Origin of the sequence: Paenibacillus sp. B01, from assembly GCF_009649995.1 — a bacterium.
Lineage (GTDB): Bacteria > Bacillota > Bacilli > Paenibacillales > Paenibacillaceae > Paenibacillus_O > Paenibacillus_O pasadenensis.
The window spans coordinates 2,623,910-2,649,243 of the sequence record NZ_CP045802.1 but is presented as its reverse complement, the minus strand read 5'-3'; the positions used below and the strand labels follow the sequence as shown (position 1 = coordinate 2,649,243).

Here is a 25,334-nt window from a genome sequence, read left to right as displayed (position 1 = left end):
CACAATTGCTATACGATGAGTATATCACTTCGACTTTGATAGAGGGCAGGCAAATGTGAACAAATCAGGAAGAACGTTTGGCGGTCAAGGAATACGTGGCTCGCTCGGCGCCGGTCTTGAAGTCGTAGAACTCGTAAAAGTAGCGCAGCTGGTCCGTTGTCCGGGAGTAGTACGCTTCCCATGCCGGCGAGCCCTGATGCCAGGCCGGACGGACATGGAGCAGCTTGGCGTCCGGCTTCGCCGCGAGCAGCTTGGCGCGGATGTCCGCCTCCGTCGCGCTCTCCGCCGCATTCTCGGCATAGGGAGCCCGCTCGGGCAGCAGCCAGACGACGAGCTGGCGGCCTTCGGCGGTGCTGCCGCGCACGATCCAAAGCGGCTCGTCCCACACATACTTCTCGGCGGAGGCGACTTCCGTCAGCCCCGCCTGCTCCTTGGCCAAGCTCGCCGCCTGCGCCTCGCCTTGCCAGACCGGCTGCTGGATGCTCCGCAGCTCGGCATGGATCAGCGCCAGCAGCAGGATCAGCGCCAGCACGGCGATGACCGTCCAGCCCCGGCGGGTAAAGTACCAGCGAGGGCTGCGGCTGCGGGCCATCAGGCCCCGGCGAGCCTGCGGTAGCAGGCTTCGGCTTCAGCCAGGATCTTCTCCTCGTCGAGCAGCAGGCAGACGCCGCCCTGCACGACCTGGCGTCCGTCGACCCAGACGTCGCGCACGTCGCGTCCCGAAGCGGAATAGACGAGATGGGAGACGATGTCCGTGCGCGGGTAGAAATGCGGCTGGTCGGCGTCCAGCGAGATGAAGTCGGCCTTGAGTCCCGCCTTCAGCGCGCCGAGCTCCGGCTGCCGGATCGTCGCCGCGCCGCCGAGCGTCGCGAGCTGAAGCGCCTGCATCGCCGGCACGACGGTCGGGTCGCCGCTGACGCCCTTGTGGACGAGCGCGGCGAGCCGGATCTCGTCGAACAGGTCGAGATTGTTGTTGCTCGCCGCGCTGTCCGTGCCGAGCGAGACGGCGACGCCGGCCTTCAGCAGCTCCGGCACGCGGGCCACGCCGCTCGCGAGCTTCAGGTTGCTGGCCGGATTGTGAGAGACGGCGACGCCGCGCTCGGCGAGCAGCGCGATCTCCTCGTCCGTCAGATGCACCGCATGGGCGACGAAGCTCGGACGGGAGAACAGGCCGAGACGGTCGAGATGCGCCACCGGGCGCAGGCCGTACTCGCGCAAGTTCTGCTCGACCTCGGCGCGCGTCTCCGACATATGCGTATGCATCGGCAGGTCGAGATCATGCGCCGCCTGCACGAACGCTTCGATGAACGCCGGCGGGCATGTATACGGCGCATGCGGGCTCATCATCGTCGCGATGCGGCCGTCCGCCGCGCCGTTCCAGTCCTTGGCGAACTGGACCGCCTCCGCCAGCTTCTCGCGCTGTACCTCTTCCGGGCAAAGGCCGATCGCGCCGCGCATCAGCACGCCGCGCATGCCGGAGCGCTCCACGACCTGGGCGACCTGGTCCATCCGGTCGTACATGTCGACGAATGTCGTCGTGCCGCTTTTGAGCATCTCCAGCACGGCCAGCGAGGTGCCCCACTTTACGTCGACGTCCGTAAATTTCGCTTCCATCGGCCACATGTAGTCCTGCAGCCACGTCTGCAGCGCCTCGTCGTCCGAGAAGCCGCGCAGCAGCGACATCGCCGCGTGGCCATGCGTGTTGATCAGTCCCGGCATGTAGACGCGCCGGCTGCCGTCGATCCGCACGGAGATCGCGTCGGCCTCCTGCGGACGCTCTTCTCCGATATAGACGATGCGGTCGCCGTCGACGACCATATGGCCGCGCACGACCGGCTGGGCTTCGTCCATCGTCACGAACGTCCCGTTTTCAATCCACCATTTGCTCATGTTCATCCGTCCCGTCTTTATCCATATAGTAGGCCAAGCTCAGCAGCTGCGTCGTGAAGTCGGCGTAGTGGATCCGCACCTTGTCCGGAGCCTTGAGCACGACCGGCGCGAAGTTGAGGATGCCCGTCACGCCCGCCTCGATGAAGCGGTCGGCGACGTTTTGCGCCTCCGCGGCCGGCACCGTGATGATGCCGATCTGGATGCCGTCCTCCCGCACCTTGTCCCGCAGCCGCTCGATCGGCAGCACCTCGAGCCGGTTGATCCGCATGCCGATCTTGGCGGGGCTCGCGTCGAACACGGCCGTGATCTTCATGTTGTCCTTGAGGTAGCTGCTGTAGTTGCACAGCGCATGGCCGAGGTTGCCCGCTCCTGCGAGCGCGACCTTCATCGGCTGGTCGAGCTTCAGGATGCCGCGGATCTTCTCGATCAGATAGTTGACGTCGTACCCGACGCCTTTGCGTCCGAACTCCCCGAAGTAAGCCAGATCCTTGCGGATCTGGGCGGGATTGAGATCGAGCTTGCGCCCGAGCTCCTGGCTGCTGACGGTCTGCACGTCGCGCACATGCAGGTCGTTCAGCACCTGCAGATAGACCGGCAGCCGCCGCACGACCGCTTCGGATATCGGTTTGCCCTGCTTGCTCATGGCTGCTCGGCCCCCTTCGCTTCGTCCTGCAGCCATTCCCTCATGCGGGAAGTGAACTGCTCGGCATGCATCGTTTCAATTTTAGGCCCTGGCAGCGAATAGAGGAAGTGCTTTCCATAAAAGGTATCGATGACGCGCGTATCGTACAGCAGCACGATGCCTTTGTCGCGGGACGTGCGGATGAGCCGGCCGAAGCCTTGCTTGAAGCGGATGACCGCCTGCGGCACCGACAGCTTCATGAACGGATTGTGGCCCGCCTCCTGCAGCAGCTCCGCCTTGGCCTCCTGCAGCGGATGGTTCGGCGGCTGGAACGGCAGCCTCACGATCGCCAGGCAGACGAGCGCGTCGCCGGGAATGTCCACGCCTTCCCAGAAGCTGCTCGTGCCGAGCAGCACCGACGCCGGCTGCTGGCGGAACAGCCGCGTCAGCTTGCTGCGGTTGCTGCTGTCCACTCCCTGGCCGAGCACCTGGATGCCCGCTCCGGCTAGCGCTTCCTTGAGCGGCTCGTACACTTCCTTCAGCATCCGGTAGCTGGTGAACAGGACGAGCATCCGTCCGCCCGTCTCGACCGCCGCAGCGGCCAGCGAGCCGAGCAGCTTGTCCATGTAGGCCGGATCGGCAGCCGCTCCCTTTACCTTGGGAAAGTCGCGCGGGATCATGACGAGCGCCTGCGAGCGGTACTGGAACGGCGAAGGCAGCTGCACCGTGCGCGCCTGGCGCTCGTCGCCAAGCTTCAAGCCGAACTGCTCGGCGGCGTACTGGAACGTCTTCTGCACGGTCAGCGTCGCCGACGTGATGACGACGCTTTTTTTGCTGTCGAAAAAATGCTCCCTGATCTGCGAGCTCACGTCCGCCGGCACCGTATGGAGCTGCACGCTTTTGGTGCGCGCGCTCTGATAGGACTCGATCCAGTATACCATCTCCGGCTTGTCCGCCCGCACGAACACCTTGAGCTCGTCGCGGATGCGCCCGGCGTCCTTGACCGCTCCGGCAAGATCGGTGATCATGCCCTGCAGCGACAGGTCGTCCAGCTTGTCCTTCATGTCCGAGCTCATCTTGTCCAGCACCTTGACGACCTGGTTCATCTCCTTGAAGAACAGCGATTCCTCGAACTCGATCGCTTCCCAAGCTTTGGGGAGCGCGCCGGGCTTGAGCCGCAGGATCGTCTGTCCCGCCTCGGCCGCGCCGCCTCCAGCGCTCGGCGAAGCGAGCGCCTGCAGCAGCTCGAACAGCTTTTCCCACGTATCCTTGAGCGAGCCGAAGCGCGGGATGACCTCGTCGAGCTGCTCCGTCCATTTGGCGACCTCGTCGGCATCCTCGCCCTGGATCTGCATCCGCAGCTGGGGCAGCAGGCCGTTCCTCGAATCCTTGGCCAGCCGGTTCGCCAGGTTGAGGAAGCCGTAGAAACCGAGCTGCTGTCCCAGATGCTTGCCGGCCACCTCCTCGAGCTGATGGCCCTCGTCGATGACGAGGTATTCGTAGGACGGCAGCAGCCGGTGGTCAGCGCGGATGTCGGTGAACAGCAGCGAATGGTTCGTGATGACGATGTCGGCGAGGTTCGACTCCTGCTTGGCCCGGTGGTAGAAGCAGCGCTTGAACCACGGACAGGCGCGGTTCAGGCAGGAATCCGCATCGCTTGAGACCGTGTTCCAGAACTCCGCGCCGCGGTTGCCGAAGTTCAGCTCCTCCTGGTCGCCCGTCTCCGTCTCGCCGAGCCAGACGAGCATCTGCGAGGCGGTCTGCCGCTCCTCGCTGCCCGCCGCCAGCTCCAGCGTTTGCAGCCGCGTCTCGAACTTGCGCAGGCACATGTAGTTGCCCCGGCCCTTGAAGACGCTTGCGCGGAACTTGAACGGCAGCACGTCGCGCAGCAGCGGCAGGTCGCGTTGGCGCAGCTGCTCCTGCAGATTGATCGTGTGCGTGCTTATAACGATCTTGCGCTCGTTTTTGATTCCGAAATAGAGCGAAGGAATGAGATAGCCGAGCGATTTGCCCGTGCCGGTGCCGGCTTCGATCAGCAGATGCCGGCTGTTCTCGAAGGCGTCGTTCACTTCGCGGAACATCGTCGTCTGCGCCTCGCGCTCCTCGTAGTCGGGAAACAGCGTCTCGAAGCCGGCCTTGACCATCTCCAGGTAATCCTCGAAGCTGGCGTCCGCAAGCGGGTTGGCCTGCTCCTCCTCGCGGGCAGGCTCCTCCTCGGTCCAGTCCCCGGCCGACATCGCCACGCCGCGATAGTACTTGTGGGAGTCCGTATCGAGCGCGGAGCGGAGCTGCTTGGCTTCAAGCTCGAGCGCCAGCAGCCAGCCGAGATCGCTGTCCCGGATGAAGGAGGCCAGATGCTCGACGGTCAGCAGCGGCAGCGATCGGAGCTTCTTCAAGCACTCCGAGAACAGGATCGCCGTCGCCATCGCATCGCTGTCCGCCCGGTGATGCTGGTCGTGGCGGATGCCGAACTGCTCCGATACGGCTCCGAGCTGATACGACGGCAGCGAAGGGAACAGCATCCGCAGCAGCTCGACCGTGTCAAGCCTGCGGCCGGCGAACGGCGAATAGCCGGCGCGGTCGAGCGCCATATTAAGGAAGCCGGCGTCGAAGCCGACATTATGTCCGACCAGCACGGCATCGTCCAGCAGCGGGATCAGCTCGAGCAGCAGCTCGTCCGGCTCCGGAGCGTCCCGCACCATCTCGTCGTCGATGCCCGTCAGCTGGGTGATGAAGGCAGGGATCCCCCTGCTCGGACGCACGAAAGAGCTCAGTGTCTGTACGACATTGAACTCTTCGTCCATCAGCACGAGGCCGATTTGTATGAGATCATCTTCCGAGGCGTTCGTCCCGGTCGTTTCCACGTCGAGTACCGCATAATTCATTGACAGCCGATCTTCCTCTCCGATCAAGTCAGCTCCGCGCTTCCGAAATAAAGGGATAAGGGCCCATGCGCCTGATGGCATGACTTGAGGTTGATAGCCGGATCCTCGAAGCTCGGATCCATCTTGAGCGCTTGACGGAACAGCCGTTCCGCAAGCTCCATGTTGAGCCGCACCGCCTGGATGCAGCCTAGCGCGTTGAAGCTGATCGCCTGCCAGCGCGGATGCTCCGTCAGCGTGGCGAGCAGCTTAAAGTGCAGCTCCGCGTCGTTCCACTGCTTCGTGTGCATGAGCGACATCGCCAAGTACAGGCGAGCCAGATTGCATTCCGGGGCGAGCCGCACCGCATCCGCGAAATGGCGGATCGCCTGGGGGAACATGAACAGGTTGAAATAGCCTTGGCCCTTGGCGACGCATGCCGCGAGCTCCTCGTCCGACACTGGCTCCGACATGCCGGCAGCCGGGGGCAGCAGTCCCGTGTCGGCCTGCGGCTGCTGCCCCGGGGCTGCGGGCTGCTTTGAGCCGCCAGAGCCCGGAGGCTCCTGCATGAGCGGCAGCTGGGCCTTGGCGAAGCGGGAAGCGGCGGCTTCGCCCCCTCGGCTGCGGCCGGACTGCGGCTCGCTCGCGCGAGACAGGCCGGACAGGCCGCCGCCGAGGCCTGCGGCTGCGGCCTCTTGCGGATAGGCGTCCTGGAAGTCCGCCAGCTTTTCCTCGAAGGCCAGCCATTCCTCGATGAATTGATCGCTTGCCGCGCGAAGGTGGATCAGCTGCTTCAGCAGCTGCTCGCGCTCGTTCGGACTGCAGCCGGGACAGCGAAGCATGATGTCGTCCAGCATCTCGTTCATGACGGCAAACATCGGCTCAAACATCCGTTCACACCGCCTTCGGCTATGGAATGAGGGGAAAGGAATCGTCATAAATGCGCGGCTGCGAAGCCGTACCCTCATTCTGCTTCCGAAGCGCCCCCCCTATACCCGGCGGCGGCAGTTCCCTGAGGCGGACGCATCAGGAAGCTCGCTTATCGAATAACGGCGTGCACCTCGTGATCCATCACCTCGGCCGGCCGGTTGTCCTCGTTCAAAATGACGACGCGCGGCCGATAGGTCCGGGCTTCCGCTTCTTCCATCGAAGCGTAGGAAATGATGATGATCTTGTCGCCGGGCTGCACGAGCCGGGCGGCGGCGCCGTTCAGGCAGATGACCCCGCTGGCTCGCGGTCCCGGAATGACGTAAGTCTCCAGACGGGCGCCGTTGTTGTTGTTGACGATCTGGACCTTTTCGTTGGCCCACAGATCGGCCGCTTCCATCAGGTCCTCGTCGATCGTGATGCTGCCCACATAGTTCAGGTTCGCTTCCGTCACGGTCGCGCGGTGCAGCTTGGATTTCATCATGGTGCGTTGCATCGGGTTCAGGCTCCCTTCTTGGGAAATATCGCGTTGTCGATGAGCCGGGTGCCGCCGAATTTGACCGCGAGCGCCAGCAGCGCTTCCGACTGCCCGAGCGCGGCGCTCAGCGGCTGCTCCGGAGGGATCGCGGCGAGCGACGGGTACAGCCGCAGCTCGGCGTAGTCGATGTCGGCGAGCGGCGAGCGCAAGATCGCTTCGCGCGCGCGGCGCTGCAGCTCGCCGGCCGTCATGCCCGGCTCCGACGCCCACTGCTTCGCCTTGTCCAGCGTGCGCGACAGCACGAGCGCCTCGGCGCGCTGCTCCGGCGACAGGTAGACGTTGCGCGAGCTGAGCGCAAGTCCGTCCGGCTCGCGCAGCGTCGGGCAAGGCACGATCTCGACGTCGAAGTTCAGGTCGTCGGCCATCTGACGCACGACGGCGACCTGCTGCGCGTCCTTGAGGCCGAAATAGGCCTTCGTCGGAGCGACGAGGTGGAACAGCTTGGCGACGACCGTGCCGACGCCGTCGAAGTGGCCCGGCCGGGAGGCGCCGCATAGCGCCTCTGTCACGTCGCTGACGAGCACTCGCGTCAGCGGACGTCGAGGATACATCTCCTCGACGCTCGGCATGAATACGATGTCCGCCCCTTCGCGGCGCGCGACCTCGAGATCGCGGGCCTCGTCGCGCGGATAGCGGTCCAGATCCTCCGTCGGCCCGAACTGCAGCGGGTTGACGAAGATCGACAGCACCGTCAGCCCGTTTTCCGCAGCGCTGCGGCGGATGAGGCTGCCGTGGCCGTCATGCAGATAGCCCATCGTCGGCACGAGGCCCGTCTGCAGGCCGGGCGCGCGCTCGCGGCGCTCGCGCAGCAGCCCTTTCAGCTCGGCTACCGTGCGCGCGACGATCGGCGCCTTCGGCTTCGCTTCCGTCAGCACGCTCATTTGGAGCCTCCTCCATAAACGGCAGCCGGCTGCGCGGCGGACACGCCGAACGTATGCTCCTCCGTCGGGAAGCGGCGAGCCTTCACGTCCTCGACAAAGCCGCCGAGCGCCTCGCGGATCTGCGTGCCGACATCGGCATACGTCTTGACGAACTTCTTGGGCGTATAGGGCGAGGCATATTGAATGACGTCGTGGTAGACGAGCACCTGGCCGTCGCAGCCGGCGCCGGCGCCGATGCCGATCGTCGGGATGTCGAGCCGGCGCGAGATGTCCTCGGCCAGCGGCCCGAGCACGAGCTCCAGCACGACCGCATAAGCGCCGGCCTGCTGCAGCGCGAGCGCGTCGTCCAGCAGCCGGGCCGCTTCAGCCTCGAGCTTGCCTTGAATTTTGTAGCCGCCCATCTGGTGGACCGACTGCGGCGTCAGGCCGATATGGCCGATGACGGGGATGCCGGCATCGACGCAAGCCTTCACATGCTCGGCCACCTCGGCGCCTCCCTCGATCTTGACCGAGTGGGCATGCCCTTCCTGCATGAGCCGCGCCGCTCCCTGCAGCGTATGCTCGCGGCTGATCCGCGCCGTCATGAACGGCATGTCGACGATGCGGAACGTATTCGCCGCCCCGCGGGCGACGGATCGCGCATGATAAATCATATCTTCCAGCGTGACCGGCACGGTCGTGTCGTATCCGAGCACGACATTGCCCAGCGAGTCGCCGACCAGCAATGTGTCGACTCCCGCTTCCTCGGCCAGCTTGGCGGAAGGATAATCGTACGCCGTCAGCATCGTGATCGGCACGCCCTCTCTTTTCATCCGCTGCAGCTTGGTTGTCGTCAACGCTTGTTTCATGTTCGTTTTCCCCTTTCGGAACCTCTTGGCTTAGTGTGAACACAAAAAAACCTTTTAGCCTCTGCTAAAAAGTCCAGCCCGAAAAAGGATGTCCTGCCGGCAGCGCTCCTCTCGCCGTCACGGTCCGTCATGCGGCTCCGCGCGCCGAGCTCTCGCTCCCGCGTTCATGCCTTCTTATGAAGCAGCAGACTTGTGGAGCCGTCTGCCCGGCTGCGCCAGTGCGGTTCCGGCCTATCGGCCCTTGATACCGCCTGGTCACACCCAGTATAGCAGATCGAGCCGCATGCGTAAACGAAGGCCGAAGGCGCTTGCACGGCGATCACGCCCGGATCGGCTCGCCCATCTGGGCCGAGAACAGCGTCCGCTCCGAACCGTCCGCCATCCGGACGATCAGCGCGCCGGACTCATGCAGGCCGAGCGGAGTCGCGACGATGTCGCCCTGCGGCGTGCGGAGCTCCGTCTCGCGATGCAGCGAGACCGACAGCGCCTCCCAGAGCGTCCGCACCAAGCCGAAGCCTTCGGCCAAATAGAGCCGGTACAGCCGCTCCCACTCGAGCAGGAACGCCGCCGCCAGGGCGCCGCGCGAAAAGCTGCGGCCGGCGGCCATGCGCAGCGAGACGGCCTTGTCCAGCAGCTCCGGCGGATAGTCGGCCTCGCTCAGGTTGACGCTGATGCCGATGCCGGCCACGACATGCCGGAGCCGCTCGTCCTCGGCGGCCGACTCCAGCAGGATGCCGCTCAGCTTGCGGCCGTCGACGAGCAGGTCGTTCGGCCACTTGATGCCGATATCGAGCCCGGTCTCCGCGCGCAGCGTCCGGCAGAGCGCGACCGCGGCCAGCAGCGTCAGCTGCGGCGCGCTGCCGACCGGCAGCTGCGGCCGCAGGATCAGGCTCATCCAGAGCCCTTTGCCGTACGGCGACACCCAGCCCCGGCCCATGCGCCCGCGGCCGCTCAGCTGCTGCTCGGCGATGACGAGCGTGCCTTCCTCGGCGCCTTGCTGCGCGAGCTGCTGGGCGACGTTCTGCGTCGAGTCGATCTTGTCCAGCACGACAAGCCTGCGGCCGAAGCTCTCCGTCCGCAGCTGCGCGCCGATCGACTCCGCATCCAGCGGCTCGGGACGGCCGACGAGCCGGTAGCCGAGCTTGCGCGAGGCTTCGAACTCCACGCCCTGGTCCTGCAGCCGGCGGATGCCTTTCCATACCGCGGTCCGGCTGACGCCGAGCTCGCGGCTCACCTCCTCGCCGGAGCGAAAGCGCTCGCCCGATTCCTCGAACAGCTCCAGCAGCCTTTCCAGATCCATGTCCCTACTCTCCTTCCATCCAGGAAACAGCCAGCTTCGCCAGCGCTTCCGTCTCGTTCGGCGCCTCGCCGAGCATGACCGCCTCCAGCAGCCGCTTCAGCAGCGGCCCCAGCCAAGGCCCGGGCCGGCGGCCGAGCTGCCGCTGCAGCAGCCGGCCGTCGATCGCCAGCTCCTTGAGCGTGCGGGCGGGCAGCTGCTCCAGCCAGCCGCTCAGGAGGGCGGCTGGCGGCGCCGCGCCGGCGGGAAACAGCTGCGGCGCCAGGCCGGCCCGCTCCGCCGCGGCAAGAAACGCCAGCCCCTCGCGGACCGGCTCCTCGCCAAGCTCCAGCACGAGCCGCGCCAAGCCGTCCCGCTGCGGATCGCGGCCGAGCCGCTGCACGCCCGCATGGAACGCCAGCACGGCGGCAAGCCGCTCCTGGCGGGCCAAGCTGAACCGCAGCGTCGCAAAGCTCATCTTCGCTTCGTCCGCGAAGCCTTGCATCGCCTGATCTGCCGTCAGTCCCAGCAGCAGATGCAGCGCCGCCCAGCCGTCGTCCGGCCGCTGCAGCCGGCTCGCCGCCTGCAGCGGCGCGGCCAGTCCGCGTCCATGCGCAGAGCAGGCGCCAGCCGCCCGCGCCAGCGCCGGAATCGGTTCCTTGAATCGATCCGCCAGCCCCGACGCGGCCAGCAGCGCCGCCCCGCGGGCAAGCCCGCCGCCGGCCAGCAGCTTGTCCAGCTCGGCGCCGACCCGCTCCATCGCGATCAGCCGCATTCCTTCGCGCCCGGCCTTCAGCCCGCGCCAGGCGGACGGAGCGAAGCTCAGCCCGTAGACGGCGGCGAAGCGGATGCCGCGCAGCAGCCGCAAGGCATCCTCGGCGAAGCGTTCCTCAGCCGCGCCGACCGCTCTCAGCGTCCGGTTCCGCAAATCCGCTTGGCCTCCGAACGGATCGGTCAGCCTTCCGCTCCGATCCATCGCCATCGCGTTGATAGTGAAGTCCCGCCGCCGCAGATCCTCCTCCAGGCTGCGAACGAACCGGACCTCGTCCGGCCGCCTCGCATCGCCGTACTCGCCGTCCGTCCGGAAGGTCGTCAGCTCGTAAAGCCGTCCGCCGTGCCGGACGGTCACCGTCCCGTGCCGCAGTCCCGTCGGAATCGCATCGGGAAACAGCTCCATCGCCTCCTCCGGCGTCGCCGAGGAGGCGATGTCCACGTCATGCAAAGGCAGGCCGAGCAGCAGGTCGCGCACGCACCCGCCGACGAAGACCGCTTGGAAGCCGGCCTCCTCGAGCCGAAGCAGCACCGGCAGCGCCGCTTGCATCTGCGGATCGAGCGGGATGGCTCCGCCTTTCATCCGCGGCAAGCCTGCATCGGGAGCTCCGCCTCGAGTCCGAGCACCCGGTAATAGATCTTTTCGTATTCGAGCGTGATCCGGTCGTTGCAAAATTCCTCGCAGGAGCGCTTGATGCACGCCTCGCGGAACTGCTCATACATCGCCTCGTTCGTCAGCAGGCGGACGGCGTTGCGGGCCATGTCCGCCGTATCTCCGACCGGCGACAGGAATCCGGTCCGCTCATGCGCCACAAGCTCGGGGATGCCGCCTGCGGTCGAGCCGATCGTCGGGACGCCGCATCCCATCGCCTCGAGGGCGACGAGCCCGAAGCTTTCCTTTTCGGACGGCAGCAGCAGCAGGTCGGCGAGCGAGATGATCTGCGCCACATCCTCCTGCTTGCCGAGGAAATGGACGCGGTCCTCCAGCCCCATCTCCTGAATCTGAAACTGGATTCGCGACAGTTCAGGCCCTTCTCCGACCAAAAGCAGCTTCGAGGGGACATGCTCATTGACGCGGCGGAAAATATCAATGACGTCTCCGACGCGCTTGACCGGACGGAAATTGGAAATATGCATGAGGATCTTTTCATGCGGCAAGGCGTAGTCATCCCGCATCGAGCCCGTGTCTCGCGGGTAGTAGACGCGCTTGTCGACGAAGTTGTACGTCAGGTCGATATCACGCGTAATGTCCATCAGCTCGCGCGTCTCGCGGATGAGATCCTTGGATACGGCGGTGACGGCGTCGCTTTCGTTGATCGCGAGGCGGATCAGGCTTTTCAGCGACTCGTCTTGGGCCAGCACCGTAATGTCGGTCCCGTGCAGCGTCGTCACCGTCTTCAGGCCGGAGCCGTTCATCATCTGCTTGGCGAGGAAGGCGCATACGGCATGCGGCACCGCATAATGCACATGCAGCAGATCCAGGTTCTGCATCGCGGCGACCTGGGCCATCTTGCTGGCGAGGCTCAGATCGTACGGCGGATAGCGGAAAACGTAATACTGGTTGACCTCGACCTCGTGATAGAAGATGTTCTTGTGGAACTGGCCGAGGCGGAACGGAATGCTGTGCGTGATGAAATGGATTTCATGCCCTTTTTCCGCGAGCAGCTTGCCGAGCTCGGTCGCCACGACCCCGGATCCGCCGAGGGTCGGATAGCACGTGATGCCGATCTTCAGTTTTCTGGACATGATCGTTCCTCCTAGGTGAAGCCGGAACCGGGTCCGGGTCCGGCTTCGGCGTGGATGCCTGATGCTATCATTGTATTCGCGGCTCGGAGCCATTAATCATCAAGCTTCGAGAAAGCTCGACACCGGATGCGGGCGCTTCAGCGCGAAGCCTTCCGCATAGCGGCAGCCGGCGGCTTGTCCCGTCAAATAATCGCGGTACTCGACCCGCTGCACGTATCCCTGCGTCAGCGGCGTCTCGACGCGGTCGCCGCCGGCAGCTTCGAACTGCGAGCGATAGGCGGCCAGAGCGTCGAGCTTGGTCCCGATCTCCGCCGTGACGTCGACCGTCAGGGCGATATCGCGCTGGTCGTTGATGTAGTAATAGACGAGCCGCTCCACCTGGACCGGAGGCAGCTCCGGCATGCAGCGGCGCAGCTTGGCGTTGAATACGGCTTCCTCGACGATCGCGCTGCATGCGTTGTGGTCGGGGTGGCGGTCCTGCCAGTACGGCGCGAAGACGACGCGCGGCCGGCGGAGCCGAATCTCGCGGACGACGGCGGCGATCTGCTCCGCGTCCCCCGTCAGGCCGCGGTCCGGCAAGCCGAGGCAGCCCCGATAGGCCAAGCCCAGGATGCGGGAAGCCTCCGCCGCCTCCTCGGCGCGCAGCACCGGATCTCCGTTCGAGCTCATCTCGCTGCGCGTCAGGTCGCAGACGCCGACGCGCCACCCTTGCCGGGCATGGAGGGCGATCGTGCCGCCCATGCCGATCTCGGCATCGTCCGCGTGGGCGCCGAATACGAGCAGATCGACTTGACTCTGTTGAGCGTCCATCCGCTTACTCCGGCTTGTACTTGTGCACGAGCTCGCGCCAGGCGAAGTCTCCGCGCATCATCGACTTGACGAGCAGCTCGGCGGTCGCGATGTTCGTCGCCACCGGGATGCCTTGCACGTCGCACAGGCGAAGCAAGGCGGTAATGTCCGGCTCATGCGGCTGAGCCATGAGCGGATCGCGCAGGAAGATGATGAGATCAAGCTCATCCTCCGCGACAAGCGCTCCGATCTGCTGGTCCCCGCCGAGCGGGCCGCTCATGAAGCGCTTGATTTGCAGGCTCGTCTTTTCCATGATGCGGGAGCCCGTCGTCCCGGTGGAATACAGCTTGGCGTTTTTGAACGCCTCCTCGTAGGCGGTGACGAAGTTGACCATTTCGTCCTTTTTGCGGTCATGCGCGATGAATGCGATTTGCAGCATCTATTCCAGCTCCTTTACGGCCTGACAGGCTGAAGTTTTCCAGGAATCGTTCCTTAGTCGTCCATGATATGCTCGAAGCCGTACACCATGCCCTCGTAGGTCATTACTTTGCGGACGGCATGCGCGACGCCCGGCATGTAGCCGGCGCGGTCATAGGAGTCGTGGCGGATTTTGAGCGACTGTCCGAACGCTCCGAAGACGACCTCCTGCTGGGCGAACACGCCCGGAAGACGCACGCTGTGGATGCGGAACCCGTCGTAATAGCCGCCGCGCGAGCCCTCGATCGTCTCCTCCTCGCTCGGATTGCCTTGCCGCAGCTCCTTGCGGGCGGCGGAGATGAGCTCGGCCGTCTTGATCGACGTTCCGGACGGAGCGTCAAGCTTCTGGTCGCCATGATATTCAATGATTTCGAGATGCGGGAAGTATTTAGCCGCCTCGGCGGCGAATTTCATCATCAGGATGGCTCCGATCGAAAAGTTCGGCGCGATCAGCCCGCCGATCTTCTGCTGCTTGCACAGCTCGTCCAGCTCTTCGATCTGGGCTGGCGTGAAGCCGGTGGCGCCGACGACCGGCCGGACGCCGCGCGTGATCGCTTCCAGCGTGTTGGCGTATACGGCCTGCGGCACGGTGAAGTCGACGAGCACGTCGATGTCGGCGGAGGACAGCATCGCCTCGAGCGTAGGCACGACCTTGACGCCGGCCTCGTCCAGGCCGACCAGGCGTCCCGCGTCGACGGCGCCTGCGGATGGAGACATCGCGCCGGCCAGCTGAAGCCCTTCCTCCTGCAGCACCAGCTTGACGGCTTCGCGGCCCATGCGGCCGGATGCGCCGGCCACCGCGACTTTGATTGGGGTTGACATTGATGATCACCTCGGTTCAGAAATAAAAGGCGGCAGGGACGGTCAATCCCTCCCTCGCCGCCTCAGCATCCGCTTGAGCTGACGATTCAGCTGCCTCGCTTCCTCCATCGCCGGCTCCAGGCGGCAAGCCTCTGCCGCGAGCAGCCGCGCTTCCTGCAGCCGGCCGAGCTGCATGCAGCAGACCGCGGCGAGATAGCAGGCCTCGGCCTGAAGCGGGTCGAGGATGCGGGCCTCCTGCAGGAACTCCATCGCTTCCGACGCGGAGCCCGACTCGGAGGCCATGATCAGCTTGGCGTCGGATACGAGCCGCCTCGCCTCGACGACGTCCAGATGATAGCGGTATTCCTCATGGTCCGGCTTCAGCTCGCATGCCTTGGCCGCATGCTGGAGAGCCAGCTCCCACCGTCCGCTCCGAGCGCAGGAGACCGAGCACTTATAATGAAAGGAAGCGTTCCGAGGCTCCAGCTGGATGGCCTGCAGGAACCACTCGATCGCTCCATCGAAATCGCCGTTCAAGATGCATTCATACGCTTTTTTGATGCAGCCTTCCCCGTCCATCCGCCCACCTTCCTTGCGCTAGGGTGATGGTAACAGCATATGCCCGGGGCTTTATTGCGGTTCGCCGTTTTTGCGCGTCCAGCGGTCGGCGTCGCGCGTATTGAATTTGTGCATGACGGCGTCATGCGCCTTCGTCAGGTCGATGTCCAGCGAGTTGGCGAAGCAGTTCAGGATGAACAGAATGTCGCCCAGCTCCATTTCGATGGAGTTGTCCGCCTCGTCCGGCTTTTTCGGCTTCTCGCCGTACGTATGGTTCACTTCTCGCGCCAGCTCGCCGACTTCCTCCGCCAGTCTCGCCACGAGCGACAGCGGGCTGAAGTAGCCTTCTTTGAATTGGCCTATGTAGCGGTCTACCTCGCGCTGGATTTCAGCGAGGGATTTTTCGTCCATGCGGCTGTCCCCTTTTTGCAACGTATCTTTACCTATGTTATCCTAAAGCAGTTTTGAACACAATATAGGGAAAGCCGCATGAGGCTGCCCGCTCAGACCGCTGAAGCCAAGGAGAAAACCGCCATGTCCAATCTTGCCTACCGCTATTTGTACAAGTCCATCCTCCCCGTCCTGCTCGGAACCGCCATCTATGCCTTCGGCCTGCAGTATTTCCTGCTGCCCAACCAGCTCATGGAGGGCGGCGTCACCGGCATCGCCGTCCTGCTCAACTACGCGTTCGGGTGGAAGCTGTCCATTACGACGCTGCTGCTCAACATTCCGCTCTTCTTCGTGGGACTGCGCATCCTCGGACGGCTGCCGATGGTCATGACGATCGTCGGCACCGTCAGCCTCTCGCTGTTCCTGTTCATTTTCGAAAGGGGCATCGAGTCGGGCTGGATCGAGCCGTTCTACGCCGAGCATGACCTCATTCTCGCCGCGCTGTACGCAGGCGTGACGCTCGGCGGCGGCCTCGGCATCGTCTTCCGCTTCGGTGGCACGACCGGCGGCGTCGACATCGCCGCCCGCATCATCAACCGCGCCAAGGGCTGGAGCATGGGCCAGATCATCCTGTCATTCGACGCGATCATCATCGGCATCTCGCTTCTTTACATCCCGAAGCAGAACGTGCTGTACACGCTTGTCGCCGTCTTCATCGCCTCCAAGCTGATCGACTTCATCCAGGAGGGCGCCTATGCCGCCAAGGCATTTTCGATCATCAGCGAAAAAGGCGATGAGATCGCCGAGCGCATTACGGTCGAGCTCGAGCGCGGAGTGACGCTCATTCCCGCCGTCGGCGCCTATTCCAAGGTGCAGCGCAACATGCTCTATTGCGTCGTCTCCCGCAGCGAGATCCGCTCGCTGCGCCTCATCGTGAAGACGATCGACCCGCGCGCCTTCATCGTCATCAGCGACGTCCACGACGTGCTCGGCGAGGGCTTCAAGGAAGAGGCGTAGCCGCTGCGGCTCTCTCCTCCCCTCTAGAGCATCAAGCCAAAAAGCCCTTCCGTCTGCGCAGACGGAAGGGCTTTTTGATGTCGAGCCGTCATTTGCGGACGACTCCGTTGCGGCTCGGACGCTCCGGCCGCGCCGGGAGCACGATGACGCCATGCTGCCCTTGCCGATAGTTCGACCAGCCGACGTACGTGAGCAAGGCGCAGATGAGCGGCACGATCGTATAAATCAGCCATCCTCCGCCAGAGTGCGGGGGCAGCGGATGAGGAAGCGCATCGGCAGCAAGATAGCCGCCCTCCCCGCCGCTCGCCAGGAACAGCCGATCCGCGGCGGCCGACAACGACTCGAACGACTGCACGGCCCAGCCCGTCCGGGTCCCGTCATGCGAGGTCAGCAGCCGCGAGCTGTAGGCGATGCTGTCCCGCATCGCTTCGGTCAACGCCTTGTCCCTCATCAACAGAGCGGAAGGCTCGACCAGCTCCCAATGCTGCTGGAGCGTCTTCATCCGCGCCTCCGCCGTGCCGGTCCCGGACGCGCCCGACGTCGTCCAAGCGATGACGAGCTGGCGCGCGTCCTCCTTGAGAACCGGCCGGTACTGCAGCCAGAGCGCGTCGTCGCCGCCGGTCAGGCTGTCCGCGGCCAGGCGAAGCTTGGATGCCGCCGCCAGCAGCCGATCCGCTTCCGATCGGCGGCTCGCTGCCGCCTCCGCCTCGAGGAGCGCCTCGTCGACGGCGATCCATCCGAGCTCGCCGCCGCTTTGCCGCAGCGTCTTGTCTCCGGCGGCAGCTCCTGCATCCCGCAGCGTATAAAAGATGCCGTTGCGATCCGCGGCCATGACCGAGTCATACAGCCGCTCGGCAGCCGTCTGGAACTTCTCCTGCTTGGCGCGAAGGCGCAGCTCGTCCTCGCTCGCGGCGGAGGTCTGGCTAGCTGCCGCTGCCGCCGCCGCCAGCGCCGCGCCGTGCAGCAGAAGGGCAGCCGCCAAGCCCGCTGTCAGCGCCGCCCACCATCGTCTTGACATGCTTATCCCTCCCTGTCTGTCCTACTCTATGCGAGGACAGGCAGGTTTATGATGGCGGATCGGCGCAGCATGAATTTCGTCAGCGGTCCCGTCCGGCATGCCCCCGCCGCAGCAAGGCCAGTCCGAGCATCGTGACGAGGAAGCTGAACAAGGTCAGGCCGACCGTGAACGTGCGGACCTCGGGCACATGGTCGTAAAGCGGCGCCGGCAAATAAGGGAAGATGCCGAACGTGTAATCGTTGTAGTCGTTGAGCAGCAGCCAGCCGAGCGCGAATGCCGCGGCGGCTCTGCGGAAGCGGAAGAAAGGCAGGTACAGCAGCGCTTCGACCGCCATCCCGAGATGGGATGCCATCAGCATGTAATGCTGCGGCTCCAGCGGCTCGCCTTGGGCTGCGCCGGCCACGATCATCGAGACCGCCCAGATGCCGTACTTGATCGAAGTGACGACGCCGAGCGCCTCGATTCCCGAGCGCAGCAGACGCGCTCCGCGCCCCGGAGATGCAGGCGGAAACAGCAGATAGAGCAGCGCCAGCGTGAAAAACAGGCTGGCGGTCGGACTGTCGGGCACGAAGACGATCTGCCACCACGGGTGTCCATCGCTGACGGTCTGCTCGAGCTGATGGGCGTACCAATAATAGCCGTAGACGGTCCCGAGCGCGTTGACGACGAACAGCGTCCACAGGAACGGCCGATACAGCAAAAGGCTGCGGTCCAGCTTGATTCCCATCGTATGTTCCTCCTTTGATGCCGGAATCGGTACAGAAAAGACCTGACTGCCGTAGGACAGTCAGGTCTCTCGCTCTGCCGAGGCTTATTCGCCGGCAGCCTTTTGCTTCGCCAGCCAGTCGGCCAGCGTGTTGATCTCTTCGGAGGAGAGCTGCTCGCCGAACGGCGGCATGTTGCCTTTGCCGTTCGTGACGATGTCGGCCAGCTCTTCCTTCGTCAGCAGGTCGCCGACGCCATGCAGCGAAGGAATCTTCGCTCCGGCTTGGCCTTTGAGGTCCGTGCCGTGGCATTGGAGGCAGCCTGCCTTTTCCATGATCGCCTTGACGTCCGCGTTGTCCGCGTCGACGAGCGCGACCTCTTCGACCGGCTTCGTCGCCGAAGGCGGCTCCTTGCCGGACATTGCCGCCTCGCGCGCTTCTTCCTCGCGGGTGATGTGCTCCGGCACGGTGCCTGTCACCTCGAGCTCATGCTGGTAGAAGTCCCAGCTCACCTTGGTGAGGTAGAAGCAAGCGACGAGCGAGAGCAGCATGAGCGCGCTCGCGATCGGACGGCGGTAGAAGCGGCGCTCCTTGCCGGTGTCCAGGAACGGCGCCAGCATGAGCGAGCCGAACGCGACGCCGGGAATGCCGACGACGCCCCAAGCGACATAATCGCCGGATACCCAAGGATACTTGAGCAGCTGGTACAGGAACAGGAAGTACCAGTCCGGGATCGGAATGAACGCCGAGTTGGTCGGGTCCGCCGGATAGCCGAGCGGAGCCGGGTGAGCGATCGTCAGGACGAGGAATCCGACCAGGACGACGCAGCCGACCATCCATTCCTTCAGCAGGAAGTTCGGAATGAACGCTTCCGAGCGGCCGGGGAAGGACGTGTAGTCGGGCGGCACCGCTACAGCTCCGGAAGGCTTGCGCACCCGGGAGTCGCCGACATAGACGACTTTTTCGTTTTTGTTTCCGTGCGCCATTTTGGTCCCTCCTATCGGTTATAGAGGACCCGCGATGCCTTGCTTGCGGATCATCAAGAAGTGCGCGGCCAGCAAAGCCAGCAGGGCGCCAGGCAGGAAGAACACGTGAATCGCGAAGAAGCGGGTGAGCGTCGTCGCTCCTACGATCTCTCCGCCCTGCAGGAAGATTTTGATATACTCCCCGATGTAAGGAACGGAGTCCGCGATCTGGATGCCGACCTTGGTTGCGAAGTAAGCCTTGTTGTCCCACGGCAGCAGATAGCCCGTAAAGCCGAGGCCGAGCATGATGAAGAAGATCAGCACGCCTACGACCCAGTTCATCTCGCGAGGCGCCTTGTAGGAGCCCGTAAAGAAGACACGCAGCGTATGTAGGAACATCATGACGATGACGAGGCTCGCGCCCCAGTGGTGCATGCCGCGTACGATGGAGCCGAACGGCACCTTGTGCTGCAGGTAGTCGACGCTGGCATAGGCATTGATGATGTCCGGCACATAATACATCGTCAAGAACATGCCGGAAAGGATCTGGATGACCGTGATGAAGAACGTCAGTCCTCCGAAGCAGTAGACGAAAGCGGAGAAGTGATGCGCCGGGTTGACATGCTCCGGTACTTCATGGTCCGCTACATCCCGCCACAGCGGCGTTACGTCAAGACGCTCGTCGATCCAGTTGTATACGCTTTTAAACATCGGAACTAACGCCTCCCATTAAACCCGCGTGTTGGGGATGATGTCGCCCAAGTAGACGAAACCGTTCTCGATCTTGACCTGGTACTCGTCAAGCGGAGCCGGCGCCACGCTCAGGTTTTTGCCATCTACCGTGTAATGCGCGCCGTGGCAAGGACACACATATTGATTAGCAGTCGTCGTGTTCCAGCCGATCGTGCAGCCGAGATGCTTGCACACCGGCGAAAGGGCGAAAATCTTGCCGTTGTCGTCCTTCATGATCCAGGCCGCCTGCTCGGGATCGCTTACATACCAAGCATCCACCTGATGGATCTTGAACTTGAATTCGGTCGGCTCGCCGACCTTCACCTTGCTCTCTTCCACGACCTTCACGAAACTGCCGCCCGCGCGCTTCTCCAAGAGGGGATCAACGGCGAACCGGATCATCGGCAGCACGGCGCCGCCTGCCATGAAAGCAGTTGCTCCTCCGAGGGTGTACGCGAGAAACTGCCTGCGGGACATTTCCTTGCGTTTTACGGGAGTATGCGCGGTCTCCTGATACTCGTGATTACTCATCTGTTCAACCCCCTTTGCAACCATTTCGGATGCCTTGTCCGCCAGACATTCCGTGTCGAACCAAGCAATTCCTATCATACGTCAGTCGTATAGGAGCGTCAAGAATTTGGAAGTTCAATGTTCAAAAATCGCTCCCATGTTTGTTGCTAATTTGTCACAATTGCCCCTGCTTTCGACACGCGCAGTTAACAATCATTCCCTGAGACATGGTTTCCCCCAAACGCGCCGTCTCTATACGCGCTCGAAGCCCTTCCTTTGCTCTTTGATCAGGCGTTCCAGAGCCGGCGGATCTCGCTGCGGATGCGCTCCGCGTCCGGCAGGCTGCCGTCCTCGCCCGGCCCGATCGTCAGATCGGCTTCAGCCAGCCCGTCCAGCCGCAGCGCCGCCGAAGCCGCCACCACATAGCGGAAGCCCGCCTTCTTCAGGTTCGCGACGAGCGGGCCGAGCGCCGCCGCGCTCTCCTCGCTGCCGTATTGAACGGCCGGATAAGCGATGATCCGTCCTCGGAACGGGACCTCGATCGCATCCATCACGTCGCGCAGCTTTTCGAGCGCGGCCGCGGCCTGCCATGGATTCTCGACTCCGCTCAGCCCCGTCACCGGCAGCAGGCAGGTATCGACAAACGGCTGCAGCTCGGGCCACCGCGAAGGCTCGATTTCGCTGAATTTCATCTTGCACCTCCTTTAGCGCCATAACCTTTACTATGGTACCTTCTAAAGGCGCGTTTGCCAAGCGCACGAACCCCCCGCCGGTCCGGCGTACCGGATCGGCGGGGGCATGGGCGCGCCGACGTCGTCAGCGCTGCAGCGTATTCCATTGGGCAGCCAGCTTCTCAAATCCTTCCTTGTCGCCGGATTCCAAAGCATTGTCGATCGCCGCGTAGATCTTTTCCTTTCGAAACCGGATCATCGCCTCGTCCAGCAGCATCTCCGCGGCCAGCCCGAGCATGACCTCGTAATTCGCCTTCATTTTGTCCATCGGATGCACCTCCGCAAATTTGTGCACCTATACCTTCCTCGCTGCAGTTCGTGCCGGTAGTGCCGCCAGGTATAGAATCGACGCCAACCTATCGCCGCGATCTCCATCTATCGTATTCTTCCTAGCGGCGGCCGGGAGAGGCTGATGACCCGCCAGCTAGAATAATATGCTCTTGCCTGCCCGTGCTAGAGAGGCGGAACGGCGCCGGCTTCGATCCGCAGCACGTCTCCGTGCTCCACGCTCACCCCGGCGACGATCGCCCGGCCGAGCCGAGTCATGCGCAGCACCGTCCCCCGCTGCTCCTCCTCGCCGATCCGCAGCAAGCCGAGATGAAGCATCATCATGAGGATGCGGGAATCCATGACCGCCTCTGCCGTATCGTAGTAGTAAGGCTTCACATACGGAATCAGCACCTCCCGCAAGGAATCCGCCGTCACCCAGCGGTCAGCCAGCTCGTCGACCCAATGGACCATCGGCGCCAGATTGGGAACCGGGCCTTTGTACAGCCGCAGCCAGAACCGATAGAGCTGCTCCGTGCCGAAAGGCTGTGCTCCGAGCAGCGCCGCCTCGCCGAGCGGCGTGAGCAGAAGCTCGCTTTCGGTCTCCTCGAGCCACTTATTATAGAAGCAAAAATCGTAGACGAGCGAGAAGCGCTCCGGATATTCGCGGAAACGGCGGCCGTAGCCGAACCTCCACGCCGCTTTGGCCGGCGGCTCCTCCCGCACGCCGAAGCTCTCCATCGCCTGCAGCATGCTGCGGCGGTGCATGTAGCCCTCCCGCGTCAGCGGCACCTCATGGTGACGCACGTACGAAAGCAGCGCTTTGACGTCGCCCGCGAGCAGCTCCTGCTCGTCCCGGTATACCGGCGGCTCGTCCGTAAACACGAGCCGTTCGGCGAACTTCCGCTTGAGCGTCTGGCGGAAGCGATCCTTGAGATCCTTCGGCACGCGGAACAAATACCGGTCGGGTCCCGATATGCCGTTGAACAGCCATCCGTAATGCTTGAAGCGGACGATCATGTCCCGGGGCCCTTCCGGCTCCGCCGGCGGCTTGCCTTTTTTGGCGCGTCCCTTGGCCCGGCCTTGGGCCGGCTCGCTGGCCGGCTCCAGCCCGTCGCGGCTCGACTGCACTCTGGCGATCAGCTCCTCGAGGCTGAACTGCTCCCGGCTGTCGAAAATCAAGGAGTTGATGAATCTCAGCTCCTCCAGCTTCATGCTGCCGATCTGGGCGTCGAAGCCTTCGCGCGAGCCGGCTTTTGAGAGAATCGCTTGAATCAGCTCATGCTTGGAGTTGCCGTTGCAGCGGCAGTCGTACACTTGCGCGATCCGGCTCAGCTGGGCGATGTCCGCATAGCCCAGCATATCGGAGAAATTCATCTCTCGTCCCTCCTTCTATCGGCCCTGTTCCCTTCTAGCTGCTTTTTGTACTACCATTATGGGACGATTCGGAAGGTTTAAGACGTGCCGGACAACAAAAAAACCCGCCGGTTCGGCGGGTTCTTCGGGTCAAGCCTTTTCTTGCAGATGAAGCGTGCAGTTATGCAGCAGCGACTTCCACCCTGCTTCTCCGTGCTCGAGGACGGAGAAGCACATATTGTTCAGGTAAGGCTGATCGAGCCCTTCGACCATCACTCCGAGCATCTGAGCGAGGAAGCTTCCATGCGTGACGGCGAGCAGTCGGCCCTCGGGCATCCGCGCCGTATAGGCTTGCAGAAATGCCGCCGCCCGCAGGCGGACGCTCTCGTCGCTCTCCACTCCGGCTTCCGGATGCGTCCGCCACTCCGGCCCCCACGCCGCCAAGCGCTCTTCCTCCAGCGTGCCCTCGATCTGGCCGAAGCTGCGCTCGATGAGCAAGGGCTCCGGCTCCAGCAGCGGAATCCCGAGCTTGTCCGCGATGATTCGTCCCGTTTCGGCTGCGCGCGAGAGGCCGCTCGTGACGACGGCGTCCCAGCTCTGCTCCTCGCCTGCCAGCCGGTTCGCGAGCAGCAGCGCCTGGCGCTTGCCTTCGTCGTTCAGCGGAATATCGGTGATGCCTTGAATGCGGCCTAACGCGTTCCAATCGGTACGGCCGTGACGGATCAGACCCAGTTTCATCGTCTTGCCTTCCTTCCTGCTGCAATATCGTCCGGACTGAGTATAACAAAAGTATAACAAAAAAACCGGCCGCGAAGCAGCCGGAGTGCGTCATTTTCGATTGCGGGACAGCCACCCCATCATGAGCATCGTCATGACGAGCCCCAGCATGGATAAGATAATCCAGTATTGGGGCGTGCGGGGAACGAGGCTCAGCAGCAGCGGATCGCTGACCGTGGCGACGGGAATGTCGCCCGAGATCGACGCTTTGAAGACGGGAGAGGAAGAAGCGTTCGCCGTATCCATGATGCCCTTGGTCTCGTCGGACTGTCCTCGGCCGAGAAGCACGTACAGCAGGCTCGTGCAGAACATCGCCAGGCACGCCGCCACGGCGGCGGACAGCCTGGGTCCGAAGGAGCGGCTCAACGAAAACCGTCTTTTCAGCGTCCAATCCATATGGTCCTCGGCGTAGATCCGGTCCATGACCGTCCGATTGACTTCCTCAGCCCTTTCGGACATTTCATGCTCTTCCATATCGGACAGTTCCTGGATGAGCCGCTCGCTCTCCGCCCAAAGCTCGTATTCCTGCCTGCAGGCTATGCAATGCTTCAAATGCAGGTCGACAGACTGCTTCAATGGCTCGCCATCCGGCAAATCCCAATAAAGCGCCAGCGCATCCTGCACTTCTTCGCATTTCATCGCAGCTTCATCCCTTCGAACGCTTCGCTCTCCGTTTCTTCGAAGTAGGGTTCCAGCTGGATCTTGACGCTGCCCCGGGCGCGGAACAACAACGATTTGACCGAACTGACGGTCCCGCCCAGAACATCGGCAATCTCCTGATAGTCCAATCCTTCATATTCGCGCAGGATGAGCGCAGAGCGCTGCTTTTCCGGAAGGGCGTTGATCGCTTCCCGGACAAGAGCCATCCGCTCTCCCTGGAGCAGCCTCTGCTCCGGAGCGGCGTCCAAAGGAGCGGTCGGCATGATGCCGCTCTCCTCCAAAGGAATATGTACGCTGCGCTGCTTGCGAAGCTCGCTCAGCACCGTATTGCGCGCAATCGTGTACAGCCAGGTGGAGAACTGCGCGTCCACCTCGCGGAACGAATGCAGGCTGCGGTAAGCTTTGTAGAAGGTCTCGGAGCAGAGGTCCTCCGCGACGAGCTCCATCTTGGTGCTTCTGAGCATGTGAAGGATAAAGGCCATGATCTTGCGCTGGTAACGCCTCATAAGTTCGGAATAGAGCTCTACATTTCCATGTTTGATTTGCCGGATCAGATCGGAATCATCCATGACAGGCGGCTTTACCTCCTCACCTGCAGCGATTTCCGTCCGGCATTTAATTGTACCGGAACGGATGCAGAAAGTTGCGCTGCCGCGCCAAAAAAGAAAGAAGAATGAACATGCGACGTTAAAGTGTATTTCGGCATCCCGCAAAGCATTCTGAAGACTACTATTTCGCCAGCCGACGCCAAATTCCTGCTGGCTTCGACATCATGGGTGATTACCCAAAACTTGGATGCCCGCAAACTCTTCGTATTGTATCATGGGGGGCGCGAAAGGAATCGAATATGAGGAACTTCTAAGAAAAGGCAAGCTCAAAACAAAAAGCCGCCCGAGAGGACGGCCCGCACAAGACGTGCGATGGAGTTGGATAGGAGTGGAGAGAAACCATACTGTACTTTTATTATATGTATCCGTTTTCAATCTGTCAATAAGCGTTTTCATTTTGTTCGAAAAAAGTTTGAAGCGGTTTCATGATGGCAGCGCGCCTAAAACGAAGCGCCCTCTGCCGGGCGGCAGAAGGCGCTTTCGTATGGAAGGGACGAGGCCGAGAGGCGGCGATTCTCTGGCGTCGCCGCCCGCCCCGGCACGGGCCCACTTGGACCGGTGCTGCCACTTGGACCGGAGGCCGCCGCTTGGACCGGTGCCGCCGCTTGGACCGG

The 25,334-nt window shown here is 63.2% G+C and carries 28 protein-coding genes; 1 reads left to right on the top strand and 27 read right to left on the bottom strand.

What is annotated here, in order from left to right; all coding sequences use genetic code 11:
* Positions 1-64: 64 nt before the first annotated feature.
* The 16 genes from GE073_RS11485 to GE073_RS11410 all read right to left on the bottom strand — a co-directional run bounded on the left by GE073_RS11485 (position 65) and on the right by GE073_RS11410 (position 15,396).
* Positions 65-592: a cell wall elongation regulator TseB-like domain-containing protein gene (locus GE073_RS11485; protein ID WP_153783480.1), complete on the bottom strand. Its 528-nt coding sequence runs from the start codon at positions 590-592 to the stop codon at positions 65-67.
* Entirely contained in the window at positions 592-1,896 is a 1,305-nt protein-coding gene (locus GE073_RS11480) for an amidohydrolase (protein WP_153783479.1), read from the bottom strand. The genes GE073_RS11485 and GE073_RS11480 overlap by 1 nt, the downstream gene beginning before the upstream one ends.
* Positions 1,871-2,533 (bottom strand): redox-sensing transcriptional repressor Rex, encoded by a 663-nt coding sequence (locus GE073_RS11475; RefSeq protein ID WP_101809062.1) that lies wholly within the window; start codon positions 2,531-2,533, stop codon positions 1,871-1,873. Before GE073_RS11475 ends, GE073_RS11480 begins: the two co-directional genes overlap by 26 nt.
* Positions 2,530-5,397, bottom strand: a complete 2,868-nt coding sequence (gene dinG, locus GE073_RS11470) for an ATP-dependent DNA helicase DinG (RefSeq protein ID WP_153783478.1) — start codon at positions 5,395-5,397, stop codon at positions 2,530-2,532. The genes GE073_RS11475 and dinG overlap by 4 nt, the downstream gene beginning before the upstream one ends.
* 23 nt (positions 5,398-5,420) lie before the next feature.
* A complete protein-coding gene (locus GE073_RS11465) occupies positions 5,421-6,263 on the bottom strand; it encodes a hypothetical protein (protein WP_153783477.1) in 843 nt (280 codons plus the stop codon).
* A gap of 149 nt (positions 6,264-6,412) precedes the next feature.
* Positions 6,413-6,796 carry an aspartate 1-decarboxylase gene (gene panD / locus GE073_RS11460; protein ID WP_028599737.1) on the bottom strand — a complete coding sequence of 128 codons (384 nt, stop codon included), beginning with the start codon at positions 6,794-6,796 and terminating at the stop codon, positions 6,413-6,415.
* 5 nt (positions 6,797-6,801) lie between these two features.
* On the bottom strand, positions 6,802-7,719 hold the full coding sequence (gene panC / locus GE073_RS11455) for a pantoate--beta-alanine ligase (RefSeq protein ID WP_052333423.1): 918 nt from the start codon (positions 7,717-7,719) through the stop codon (positions 6,802-6,804).
* Positions 7,716-8,567: a 3-methyl-2-oxobutanoate hydroxymethyltransferase gene (gene panB / locus GE073_RS11450; RefSeq protein ID WP_028599739.1), complete on the bottom strand. Its 852-nt coding sequence runs from the start codon at positions 8,565-8,567 to the stop codon at positions 7,716-7,718. The genes panC and panB overlap by 4 nt, the downstream gene beginning before the upstream one ends.
* A gap of 319 nt (positions 8,568-8,886) precedes the next feature.
* Positions 8,887-9,867 (bottom strand): biotin--[acetyl-CoA-carboxylase] ligase, encoded by a 981-nt coding sequence (locus GE073_RS11445; RefSeq protein ID WP_028599740.1) that lies wholly within the window; start codon positions 9,865-9,867, stop codon positions 8,887-8,889.
* 4 nt (positions 9,868-9,871) lie between these two features.
* Positions 9,872-11,197, bottom strand: coding sequence for a CCA tRNA nucleotidyltransferase (locus GE073_RS11440; protein ID WP_043111588.1), 1,326 nt, complete (start codon positions 11,195-11,197; stop codon positions 9,872-9,874).
* Positions 11,194-12,360: an N-acetyl-alpha-D-glucosaminyl L-malate synthase BshA gene (bshA, locus tag GE073_RS11435; protein WP_028599742.1), complete on the bottom strand. Its 1,167-nt coding sequence runs from the start codon at positions 12,358-12,360 to the stop codon at positions 11,194-11,196. The genes GE073_RS11440 and bshA overlap by 4 nt, the downstream gene beginning before the upstream one ends.
* 99 nt (positions 12,361-12,459) lie before the next feature.
* Entirely contained in the window at positions 12,460-13,170 is a 711-nt protein-coding gene (bshB1, locus tag GE073_RS11430) for a bacillithiol biosynthesis deacetylase BshB1 (protein WP_101809058.1), read from the bottom strand.
* 4 nt (positions 13,171-13,174) lie between these two features.
* Positions 13,175-13,588, bottom strand: coding sequence for a methylglyoxal synthase (mgsA, locus tag GE073_RS11425; protein ID WP_028599744.1), 414 nt, complete (start codon positions 13,586-13,588; stop codon positions 13,175-13,177).
* Positions 13,589-13,641: 53 nt separating this feature from the next.
* On the bottom strand, positions 13,642-14,448 hold the full coding sequence (gene dapB, locus GE073_RS11420) for a 4-hydroxy-tetrahydrodipicolinate reductase (protein ID WP_028599745.1): 807 nt from the start codon (positions 14,446-14,448) through the stop codon (positions 13,642-13,644).
* 42 nt (positions 14,449-14,490) lie between these two features.
* On the bottom strand, positions 14,491-15,006 hold the full coding sequence (locus GE073_RS11415) for a tetratricopeptide repeat protein (RefSeq protein WP_101809057.1): 516 nt from the start codon (positions 15,004-15,006) through the stop codon (positions 14,491-14,493).
* Between the two features lie 51 nt (positions 15,007-15,057).
* On the bottom strand, positions 15,058-15,396 hold the full coding sequence (locus GE073_RS11410; protein WP_101809056.1) for a nucleotide pyrophosphohydrolase: 339 nt from the start codon (positions 15,394-15,396) through the stop codon (positions 15,058-15,060).
* Positions 15,397-15,519: 123 nt separating this feature from the next.
* Between GE073_RS11410 and GE073_RS11405 the strand changes: the two genes are divergently transcribed.
* On the top strand, positions 15,520-16,392 hold the full coding sequence (locus tag GE073_RS11405; protein ID WP_101809055.1) for a YitT family protein: 873 nt from the start codon (positions 15,520-15,522) through the stop codon (positions 16,390-16,392).
* A gap of 88 nt (positions 16,393-16,480) precedes the next feature.
* Here GE073_RS11405 and GE073_RS11400 read toward each other — a convergent pair whose 3' ends face one another.
* From GE073_RS11400 to GE073_RS11350, 11 genes are all read right to left on the bottom strand, one after another.
* The gene (locus GE073_RS11400) at positions 16,481-17,410 is read right to left on the bottom strand and encodes a sporulation protein YpjB (RefSeq protein WP_153783476.1); all 930 of its coding nucleotides are present in this window, start codon (positions 17,408-17,410) and stop codon (positions 16,481-16,483) included.
* Positions 17,411-17,489: 79 nt separating this feature from the next.
* Positions 17,490-18,137: a DUF1405 domain-containing protein gene (locus GE073_RS11395; protein ID WP_153783475.1), complete on the bottom strand. Its 648-nt coding sequence runs from the start codon at positions 18,135-18,137 to the stop codon at positions 17,490-17,492.
* An 84-nt stretch (positions 18,138-18,221) separates the two neighbouring features.
* Positions 18,222-19,100 carry a menaquinol-cytochrome c reductase cytochrome b/c subunit gene (locus GE073_RS11390; RefSeq protein ID WP_153783474.1) on the bottom strand — a complete coding sequence of 293 codons (879 nt, stop codon included), beginning with the start codon at positions 19,098-19,100 and terminating at the stop codon, positions 18,222-18,224.
* 18 nt (positions 19,101-19,118) lie between these two features.
* Positions 19,119-19,790 carry a menaquinol-cytochrome c reductase cytochrome b subunit gene (gene qcrB, locus GE073_RS11385; RefSeq protein ID WP_028599752.1) on the bottom strand — a complete coding sequence of 224 codons (672 nt, stop codon included), beginning with the start codon at positions 19,788-19,790 and terminating at the stop codon, positions 19,119-19,121.
* 18 nt (positions 19,791-19,808) lie between these two features.
* Positions 19,809-20,342: a ubiquinol-cytochrome c reductase iron-sulfur subunit gene (locus GE073_RS11380; RefSeq protein ID WP_153783473.1), complete on the bottom strand. Its 534-nt coding sequence runs from the start codon at positions 20,340-20,342 to the stop codon at positions 19,809-19,811.
* A gap of 266 nt (positions 20,343-20,608) precedes the next feature.
* The gene (locus GE073_RS11375; protein WP_153783472.1) at positions 20,609-21,013 is read right to left on the bottom strand and encodes a DUF2487 family protein; all 405 of its coding nucleotides are present in this window, start codon (positions 21,011-21,013) and stop codon (positions 20,609-20,611) included.
* Between the two features lie 124 nt (positions 21,014-21,137).
* Complete coding sequence (locus GE073_RS11370; RefSeq protein WP_101809463.1) at positions 21,138-21,320, bottom strand: IDEAL domain-containing protein; 183 nt, start codon at positions 21,318-21,320, stop codon at positions 21,138-21,140.
* Positions 21,321-21,505: 185 nt separating this feature from the next.
* A complete protein-coding gene (locus tag GE073_RS11365) occupies positions 21,506-22,696 on the bottom strand; it encodes a hypothetical protein (RefSeq protein ID WP_101809051.1) in 1,191 nt (396 codons plus the stop codon).
* A 129-nt stretch (positions 22,697-22,825) separates the two neighbouring features.
* Positions 22,826-23,413 carry a histidine phosphatase family protein gene (locus GE073_RS11360; protein WP_101809050.1) on the bottom strand — a complete coding sequence of 196 codons (588 nt, stop codon included), beginning with the start codon at positions 23,411-23,413 and terminating at the stop codon, positions 22,826-22,828.
* Positions 23,414-23,503: 90 nt separating this feature from the next.
* Positions 23,504-24,091: an anti-sigma factor family protein gene (locus tag GE073_RS11355; RefSeq protein WP_101809049.1), complete on the bottom strand. Its 588-nt coding sequence runs from the start codon at positions 24,089-24,091 to the stop codon at positions 23,504-23,506.
* Positions 24,088-24,681, bottom strand: coding sequence for an RNA polymerase sigma factor (locus tag GE073_RS11350; protein ID WP_153784715.1), 594 nt, complete (start codon positions 24,679-24,681; stop codon positions 24,088-24,090). Before GE073_RS11350 ends, GE073_RS11355 begins: the two co-directional genes overlap by 4 nt.
* Positions 24,682-25,334: the final 653 nt, after the last annotated feature.

What these genes read in the sequence shown, in the direction of transcription:
- bshA (WP_028599742.1), bottom strand. Translation starts at nt 12,360, where the DNA reads ATGTCCAGAAAACTGAAGATCGGCATCACGTGCTATCCGACCCTCGGC.
- panC (WP_052333423.1), bottom strand. Translation starts at nt 7,719, where the DNA reads ATGAGCGTGCTGACGGAAGCGAAGCCGAAGGCGCCGATCGTCGCGCGC.
- GE073_RS11395 (WP_153783475.1), bottom strand. Translation starts at nt 18,137, where the DNA reads ATGGGAATCAAGCTGGACCGCAGCCTTTTGCTGTATCGGCCGTTCCTG.
- GE073_RS11445 (WP_028599740.1), bottom strand. Translation starts at nt 9,867, where the DNA reads ATGGATCTGGAAAGGCTGCTGGAGCTGTTCGAGGAATCGGGCGAGCGC.
- GE073_RS11370 (WP_101809463.1), bottom strand. Translation starts at nt 21,320, where the DNA reads ATGGACAAAATGAAGGCGAATTACGAGGTCATGCTCGGGCTGGCCGCG.
- GE073_RS11365 (WP_101809051.1), bottom strand. Translation starts at nt 22,696, where the DNA reads ATGAATTTCTCCGATATGCTGGGCTATGCGGACATCGCCCAGCTGAGC.
- qcrB (WP_028599752.1), bottom strand. Translation starts at nt 19,790, where the DNA reads ATGTTTAAAAGCGTATACAACTGGATCGACGAGCGTCTTGACGTAACG.
- panB (WP_028599739.1), bottom strand. Translation starts at nt 8,567, where the DNA reads ATGAAACAAGCGTTGACGACAACCAAGCTGCAGCGGATGAAAAGAGAG.
- GE073_RS11360 (WP_101809050.1), bottom strand. Translation starts at nt 23,413, where the DNA reads ATGAAACTGGGTCTGATCCGTCACGGCCGTACCGATTGGAACGCGTTA.
- GE073_RS11480 (WP_153783479.1), bottom strand. Translation starts at nt 1,896, where the DNA reads ATGAACATGAGCAAATGGTGGATTGAAAACGGGACGTTCGTGACGATG.
- GE073_RS11485 (WP_153783480.1), bottom strand. Translation starts at nt 592, where the DNA reads ATGGCCCGCAGCCGCAGCCCTCGCTGGTACTTTACCCGCCGGGGCTGG.
- GE073_RS11355 (WP_101809049.1), bottom strand. Translation starts at nt 24,091, where the DNA reads ATGAAATGCGAAGAAGTGCAGGATGCGCTGGCGCTTTATTGGGATTTG.
- mgsA (WP_028599744.1), bottom strand. Translation starts at nt 13,588, where the DNA reads ATGCTGCAAATCGCATTCATCGCGCATGACCGCAAAAAGGACGAAATG.
- GE073_RS11410 (WP_101809056.1), bottom strand. Translation starts at nt 15,396, where the DNA reads ATGGACGAAAAATCCCTCGCTGAAATCCAGCGCGAGGTAGACCGCTAC.
- GE073_RS11440 (WP_043111588.1), bottom strand. Translation starts at nt 11,197, where the DNA reads ATGAAAGGCGGAGCCATCCCGCTCGATCCGCAGATGCAAGCGGCGCTG.
- bshB1 (WP_101809058.1), bottom strand. Translation starts at nt 13,170, where the DNA reads ATGGACGCTCAACAGAGTCAAGTCGATCTGCTCGTATTCGGCGCCCAC.
- dapB (WP_028599745.1), bottom strand. Translation starts at nt 14,448, where the DNA reads ATGTCAACCCCAATCAAAGTCGCGGTGGCCGGCGCATCCGGCCGCATG.
- GE073_RS11350 (WP_153784715.1), bottom strand. Translation starts at nt 24,681, where the DNA reads ATGGATGATTCCGATCTGATCCGGCAAATCAAACATGGAAATGTAGAG.
- GE073_RS11375 (WP_153783472.1), bottom strand. Translation starts at nt 21,013, where the DNA reads ATGAAATTCAGCGAAATCGAGCCTTCGCGGTGGCCCGAGCTGCAGCCG.
- GE073_RS11380 (WP_153783473.1), bottom strand. Translation starts at nt 20,342, where the DNA reads ATGAGTAATCACGAGTATCAGGAGACCGCGCATACTCCCGTAAAACGC.
- dinG (WP_153783478.1), bottom strand. Translation starts at nt 5,397, where the DNA reads ATGAATTATGCGGTACTCGACGTGGAAACGACCGGGACGAACGCCTCG.
- GE073_RS11400 (WP_153783476.1), bottom strand. Translation starts at nt 17,410, where the DNA reads ATGTCAAGACGATGGTGGGCGGCGCTGACAGCGGGCTTGGCGGCTGCC.
- GE073_RS11390 (WP_153783474.1), bottom strand. Translation starts at nt 19,100, where the DNA reads ATGGCGCACGGAAACAAAAACGAAAAAGTCGTCTATGTCGGCGACTCC.
- panD (WP_028599737.1), bottom strand. Translation starts at nt 6,796, where the DNA reads ATGCAACGCACCATGATGAAATCCAAGCTGCACCGCGCGACCGTGACG.
- GE073_RS11475 (WP_101809062.1), bottom strand. Translation starts at nt 2,533, where the DNA reads ATGAGCAAGCAGGGCAAACCGATATCCGAAGCGGTCGTGCGGCGGCTG.
- GE073_RS11415 (WP_101809057.1), bottom strand. Translation starts at nt 15,006, where the DNA reads ATGGACGGGGAAGGCTGCATCAAAAAAGCGTATGAATGCATCTTGAAC.
- GE073_RS11465 (WP_153783477.1), bottom strand. Translation starts at nt 6,263, where the DNA reads ATGTTTGAGCCGATGTTTGCCGTCATGAACGAGATGCTGGACGACATC.
- GE073_RS11405 (WP_101809055.1), top strand. Translation starts at nt 15,520, where the DNA reads ATGTCCAATCTTGCCTACCGCTATTTGTACAAGTCCATCCTCCCCGTC.